7 protein-coding genes are annotated in these 5,984 nt (G+C 61.4%); 6 read left to right on the plus strand and 1 reads right to left on the minus strand.

What is annotated here, in order from left to right; all coding sequences use genetic code 11:
• The 3 genes from queA to tgt all read left to right on the plus strand — a co-directional run.
• A partial coding sequence (gene queA / locus EN991_RS20265; protein ID WP_127369394.1) for a tRNA preQ1(34) S-adenosylmethionine ribosyltransferase-isomerase QueA occupies positions 1-995 on the plus strand: 995 nt, incomplete at its 5' end.
• On the plus strand, positions 985-1,254 hold the full coding sequence (locus EN991_RS20270; RefSeq protein ID WP_013531822.1) for a hypothetical protein: 270 nt from the start codon (positions 985-987) through the stop codon (positions 1,252-1,254). The genes queA and EN991_RS20270, both read left to right, overlap by 11 nt.
• Entirely contained in the window at positions 1,247-2,377 is a 1,131-nt protein-coding gene (tgt, locus tag EN991_RS20275) for a tRNA guanosine(34) transglycosylase Tgt (RefSeq protein WP_013531821.1), read from the plus strand. The genes EN991_RS20270 and tgt overlap by 8 nt, the downstream gene beginning before the upstream one ends.
• Before the next feature lie 4 nt (positions 2,378-2,381).
• On the opposite strand, the gene EN991_RS20280 is transcribed toward tgt, so the two are convergent.
• Positions 2,382-2,801: a DUF4864 domain-containing protein gene (locus EN991_RS20280; RefSeq protein ID WP_063167942.1), complete on the minus strand. Its 420-nt coding sequence runs from the start codon at positions 2,799-2,801 to the stop codon at positions 2,382-2,384.
• Between the two features lie 264 nt (positions 2,802-3,065).
• Here EN991_RS20280 and EN991_RS20285 point away from each other — a divergent pair, with 264 nt between their 5' ends.
• The 3 genes from EN991_RS20285 (at position 3,066) to EN991_RS20295 (ending at position 5,975) form a co-directional block, all read left to right on the plus strand.
• Complete coding sequence (locus EN991_RS20285; protein WP_010909609.1) at positions 3,066-3,302, plus strand: Lrp/AsnC family transcriptional regulator; 237 nt, start codon at positions 3,066-3,068, stop codon at positions 3,300-3,302.
• 171 nt (positions 3,303-3,473) lie between these two features.
• Entirely contained in the window at positions 3,474-4,886 is a 1,413-nt protein-coding gene (locus tag EN991_RS20290; protein ID WP_024503502.1) for a circularly permuted type 2 ATP-grasp protein, read from the plus strand.
• 147 nt (positions 4,887-5,033) lie between these two features.
• Positions 5,034-5,975, plus strand: coding sequence for an alpha-E domain-containing protein (locus EN991_RS20295; RefSeq protein WP_024503501.1), 942 nt, complete (start codon positions 5,034-5,036; stop codon positions 5,973-5,975).
• Positions 5,976-5,984: the final 9 nt, after the last annotated feature.

Raw genomic sequence — 5,984 nt, forward strand, 5'->3', positions numbered from 1 at the left:
AGCCCGGCGAAGGGCTCGAGGACCGGACGGTTGGCGACCTGCCGTCCTTGCTCAGTGCCGGCGACGTGCTGGTGTTCAACGACACCAAGGTCATTCCGGCGCAACTCAAAGGCATAAGGCGGCGGGGCGAGGCGACGGCGCAGGTCGAAGCCACGCTGCATATGCGCATGGCGCCGGACCGCTGGCTGGCCTTCATGCGGCCGGGCAAGCGCATTGCCGCCGGCGACCGCATCCATTTCGGCCATGACGGCAATTCCTGTTTCCTCGGTCAGCTCGACGCCACGGTGATCGAGAAAGGTGAGGGCGGCGAGGCGCTGCTTGGCTTCGATCTGTCGGGGCCGTTCCTCGACGAGGCGCTGCACGCGGTAGGCCATATTCCGCTGCCGCCCTATATCGCCTCGAAACGCGACGACGACGAACGCGACCGGGCCGATTACCAGACCATCTATGCAAGCGAGGAGGGCGCCGTCGCGGCTCCGACAGCGGGCCTGCATTTCACGCCGGAGCTTTTTGCAGCGCTTGACGCCAAAGGCGTCGAACGCCGCTTCGTCACCTTGCATGTCGGCGCCGGTACGTTCCTGCCGGTCAAGGCGGACGACACCGCCGACCACAAGATGCATGCCGAGACCGGGTCGGTCAGCGAAGCCACTGCGGACGCCCTGAATGCCGCAAGAGCAAGGGGCGGGCGCATCGTTGCTGTCGGCACGACCTCGCTGCGTCTGCTGGAGAGTGCGGCGCGTGAGGACGGTACTCTGGCTGCGTGGTCCGGCCCGACCGATATCTTCATCACGCCCGGCTACTGTTTTCGCACCGCCGACATGCTGATGACCAATTTCCATCTGCCGCGCTCGACGCTGTTCATGCTGGTTTCGGCCTTCAGCGGCCTCGACACGATGCGCGCGGCCTATGTCCATGCCATCGCGAACCGTTACAGATTCTATTCCTATGGCGACGCAAGCCTGCTTTTCCGAGCGGAGACGAGCGATGGACGATGATCTGCAAGCCTTTGACCGCGATGCGCTGATCGCGGAAGTGAAAAAACTGCGCGCCGGCATTCGCCAGCACCGCGATTCCACCGGCCATGAATTGTGCTGGCATCACCCCGATCTGTGGGACCTGCTGCCGGAAAAAACCGAACCATCGATCGCCGTGCCGCCCTGGCCAAAATTCATGCGCGGCTGCATCCACTACCGCCAGTCGCTCGACAAGCAGGCGCCGGACGCCCCGGTCCACGACAAGGAATTCAATGGCTAAGCAGTTCAGCTTCAAGGTTCTGGCAATCGACGGCAAGGCGCGGCGCGGCGTGATCGACATGCCGCGCGGCGAAATCCGCACGCCGGCCTTCATGCCGGTCGGCACCGGCGGTACCGTCAAGACGATGTATATGGACCAGGTGCGCGGCGTCGGCGCCGACATCATCCTTGGCAACACCTACCATCTGATGCTGCGGCCAGGCGCCGAGCGTGTGGCGCGGCTCGGCGGCTTGCATGAATTCGCCCGCTGGCCGCATCCGATCCTGACCGACAGTGGCGGTTTCCAGGTAATGTCGCTGTCGAAGCTGAGAAAGCTGACCGAAAAGGGCGTCACCTTCCGCTCGCATATCGATGGCGCCGCCTACGAGATGTCGCCGGAGCGGTCGATCGAGATCCAGGGACTGCTCGATTCCGATATCCAGATGCAGCTCGACGAATGCACGGCGCTGCCGGCCGAAATGAAGGAGATCGAGCGCGCCATGGAGCTGTCGCTGCGCTGGGCCGAGCGCTGCAAGACGGCGTTCGGCGACCAGCCGGGCAAGGCGATGTTCGGCATCGTGCAAGGCGGCGACAACGCAGCGCTGCGGGTGCGATCGGCGCAGGCGCTGAGCGCGATGGAGTTGAAGGGCTATGCGGTCGGCGGCCTGGCCGTCGGCGAACCGCAAGCGGTGATGCTCGAGATGCTCGACATCACCTGTCCGGAGCTGCCTGATAACAAGCCGCGCTATCTGATGGGCGTCGGCACGCCTGACGATATCCTGAAGTCGGTGGCGCGCGGCATCGACATGTTCGACTGCGTGATGCCGACACGGGCCGGCCGCCACGGCCTTGCTTATACAAGGCGCGGCAAGGTCAATCTGCGCAACGCCCGCCATGCTGACGATCCGCGCCCACTCGACGAGGAAAGCGACTGCCCGGCCGCCCGTGACTACTCACGCGCCTATCTGCATCATCTGGTGCGCTCGCAGGAAGCGCTCGGCGCCATGCTTTTGACGTGGAACAACCTGTCCTACTACCAGAAACTGATGCAGGACATCCGCGCTGCGATCGAGGCTGGCACCTTCGAGGCGCGCGGCGCCGAAATCACCGAGGGCTGGGCGAGGGGCGATATCCCGTTGCTGTAAGGCCTCAAGTGCTGAGCGAATTCGAGGCGCGCAGGCTGCAGCCGGTGATCTGGAACGTGCCGTCGGGCTGCTGCTGCAGCGTATAGACCGCCTCGTAATCCTTGCCATCGGGGCCGACGATCAGCACCTGCTGGACGATCGAACCCGGACCGGTCTCCTCGACCTTGCCGAAGGAATAAGTCTGCGGCTTGCGCACCGGCGGATAGCCGTTGGTCACCATGTTCATGAAGGCATCGACGGTCGGGAAGATCCGCTTCACATTCGGGGCGGCGAAGCTGTAGGCGGTGGCGCCATCATTGGCGATGAGGGCCTTTAGCTGACCGTCGATGACGGACTGGCCTGCCTTGATCTCGGCATCGCCGGCCAATGCCGACGACACGCAGAGGAATGGAACGACTGCGAATGCGAAAAAGGCGCGGCGCATGGCCTGTCTCCGTTGTCCCGCGAAACATCTTCCCTTGAAATGGTGCTGTCCGAAGACGCATCATAACATACGCTTGGCAGCGCATCGCGGTTTCAGCGATCGCGAATAATCGCTGGCGCTCGGCGGCAGGTTGCATGCTGGCGGAGAGCTGCGGCAGGTCGCAGCCCAGGCCTGGGCCGGCAGAGTACGGATTCCAGCGCTTGAAAGCCCGCCTCCAGTCTGCCAGAAGGGCCGCTGGACTTGGACGTTTAGCGGGACGAAGCCATGAAGGCGTTTTTCGTGCAGATCAAATGCGAGCTCGGCAAATCCTATGAGGTTGCCAGCGCGCTTGCCGATGCCGAGATCGCCTCGGAAATCTACTCCACCGCCGGCAACTACGATCTGCTCGCCAAATTCTATGTCGACGACGAGGAAGACGTCGGCCATTTCGTCAACGAAAAGGTGCAGATTCTCCCCGGCATCAAGGACACGTTCACCGTCGTCACGTTCCGTGCTTTCTAGCCGGTAAACGCATTTGCCCGGGCACGAGGCAAAGGCTGATCAAGGTCATATTTCAGCTGCCTCAATTTTAGGCAGGCGCAACATACTGATCGCCCGTATCTCCCAAATCACCGATTGCGCTTGATTTTCTCCGGCGACGCCAGTGAAATGGCGTCACAGGGGAGTATGCGATTGGCAGCGTTCGATGAAATGCTTCCGGAAGTCTCCGGATTGAGAAGACCGTATTCGGCGTATGATCGCTGGCTGAAGGAGCAGGATCCAGCCAGGCTGACCGAGAAGATGCAGGACGCTGAGCGCGTCTTCCGCAAGACCGGCATCACCTTCGCCGTCTATGGTGAGCAAGAAGCCTCCGAGCGGCTGATCCCGTTCGACATCGTTCCCCGCATCATTTCAGGCAATGAATGGCGGCGCCTCACGCAGGGCATCGAGCAGCGCGTGCAGGCGCTGAACGCCTTCCTCGACGACATCTATCATCGCCAGGAAATCCTGCGGGCAGGGCGCGTCCCCAGGGAATTGATCGCCAGGAATGAGGCATTCCTGCCGGAGATGATCGGGGTCAGGCCGCCGGCCGGCGTCTATACCCACATCATCGGCGTCGACATCGTCCGCATCTCGGAGGACGAGTTCTACGTGCTGGAGGACAATGCGCGCACGCCGTCCGGCGTCTCCTACATGCTGGAGAACCGCGAGACGATGATGCAGCTGTTCCCCGAGCTGTTCCAGAAGATCAAGGTGCGGCCGGTGGAAAACTACCCGCAGCTTCTGCGCCAGTCGCTGGCGGCGGTGCGGCCGCAAAGCACCAAAGGTGCGCCGACCATTGCGGTGCTGACGCCCGGCAGCTTCAATTCCGCCTATTTCGAACACGCCTTCCTTGCCGACCAGATGGGCGTGCAGTTGGTCGAAGGCCAGGACCTGCGCGTGGTCGACGGCCATGTCGCCATGCGCACGACGGAAGGCTACAAGCAGATCGATGTGCTCTACCGCCGCGTCGATGATTCTTTCCTCGACCCGCTGACGTTCCGTCCGGATTCCGCTCTCGGCATACCCGGCATCATGGATGTCTATCGCGCCGGCAACATCACCATCGCCAATGCGCCGGGCACCGGCATAGCCGACGACAAGGCGATCTATTCCTACATGCCCGAGATCATCGAGTTCTACACCGGTCGCAAGGCAATCCTGGGCAACATTCCGACCTGGCGCTGCTCGGAGCCCGACAGCCTGAAATACGTGCTCGAACACATCGACGAGCTGGTGATCAAGGAAGTGCACGGTTCCGGCGGCTACGGCATGCTGGTCGGGCCTGCGGCAACCAAGAAGGAATGCGAGACCTTCGCCAAGAAGTTGGCGGCCAAGCCATCGAATTATATTGCCCAGCCGACGCTGGCGCTGTCGACATGCCCGATCCTGACGGAAAAAGGGCTGGCGCCGCGCCACGTCGATCTCAGGCCCTATGTGCTGGTCTCCGACCGCATCCAGATCGTGCCTGGGGGCCTCACACGCGTCGCGTTGAAGGAAGGTTCGCTGGTTGTGAACTCGTCGCAGGGCGGCGGGACGAAAGATACTTGGGTGTTGGATGATTGAGACGAGTGAATAGGGAATAGTCAGTAGGGAATAGTCAGTAGTCAGTAGCGGAAATAGAGGGACAGGAAATGCCATATTTCATTGAGATTCAATTGCTTAATATTCACTGCTCACTATTCGCTACTCACTAGCCCGAAGGGCCACTTCATGCTTTTAGGCCGCACCGCAAACGGGCTCTATTGGATGAACCGCTATATCGAGCGGGCGGAAAACATGGCGCGCTTGGTCGATGCCGGCCTGCGCATGGCGCTGACCCGCACCCAAAGCGCCTCGGAAGAGTGGAATTCGGTGCTGCTCAGCGCTGGTTCCGACGTCACCTTCAGCCAGAAATATTCCGACTATACCGCCGCCAATGTCGCCGACTTCCTGTTGCGCGACACGTCGAACCCATCGAGCACGATGTCGTCCATCGAGACAGCCCGCAACAATGCCCGCATGGTGCGCACCGCGCTGACGCGCGAGACCTGGGAAAGCATCAACGAAGCCTGGATGGCGCTGAAGCGGATGCTGGCCAAGCCGATCGACGAGCGCGACCTGCCAAGCGTGCTCGACGCCATCAAGCGCGAGACGGCGCTGATCCGCGGCTCGTTCTACGGCACCATGCTGCGCAACGAGATCTTCGACTTCTCGCAACTCGGCACTTACGTCGAGCGCGCCGACAACACGGCGCGCATCCTCGACGTGAAATATTATGTGCTGCTGCCGTCGATCTCCTGGGTTGGCTCGACGCTCGACAATTATCAGTGGGAATCGATCCTGCGTTCGGTCTCGGCGCATCGCTCCTATCGCTGGGTCTACGATGCTGATTACAAGCCGACCAACATTGCCGACTATCTGATCCTCAATGTCCGCATGCCGCGTTCGCTGATGTTCTGCTATCGCTTCCTGTCGGAGCATCTGAAATTCCTCGGCGACGATTACGGCGAGCGCCATGCCTGCCACGCAACGGCCGAGAAGACGCAGACAATGCTGAGAGCCGGGTCGATCAAGGATATCTTCGATACCGGGCTGCATGAATTCCTGGCCAATTTCATTCGCGACAACACCAAGCTGGGCGACGAAATCGCACAAGATTATCGGTTCAATTGAGCATGGTCC

Source organism: Mesorhizobium sp. M7A.F.Ca.US.005.03.2.1 (assembly GCF_003997795.1).
Lineage (GTDB): Bacteria > Pseudomonadota > Alphaproteobacteria > Rhizobiales > Rhizobiaceae > Mesorhizobium > Mesorhizobium ciceri.

Excerpts from the sequence above, each read along its gene's own strand:
- EN991_RS20270 (WP_013531822.1), top strand. The coding sequence starts at position 985 with ATGGACGATGATCTGCAAGCCTTTGACCGCGATGCGCTGATCGCGGAA.
- tgt (WP_013531821.1), top strand. The coding sequence starts at position 1,247 with ATGGCTAAGCAGTTCAGCTTCAAGGTTCTGGCAATCGACGGCAAGGCG.
- EN991_RS20280 (WP_063167942.1), bottom strand. The coding sequence starts at position 2,801 with ATGCGCCGCGCCTTTTTCGCATTCGCAGTCGTTCCATTCCTCTGCGTG.
- EN991_RS20285 (WP_010909609.1), top strand. The coding sequence starts at position 3,066 with ATGAAGGCGTTTTTCGTGCAGATCAAATGCGAGCTCGGCAAATCCTAT.
- EN991_RS20295 (WP_024503501.1), top strand. The coding sequence starts at position 5,034 with ATGCTTTTAGGCCGCACCGCAAACGGGCTCTATTGGATGAACCGCTAT.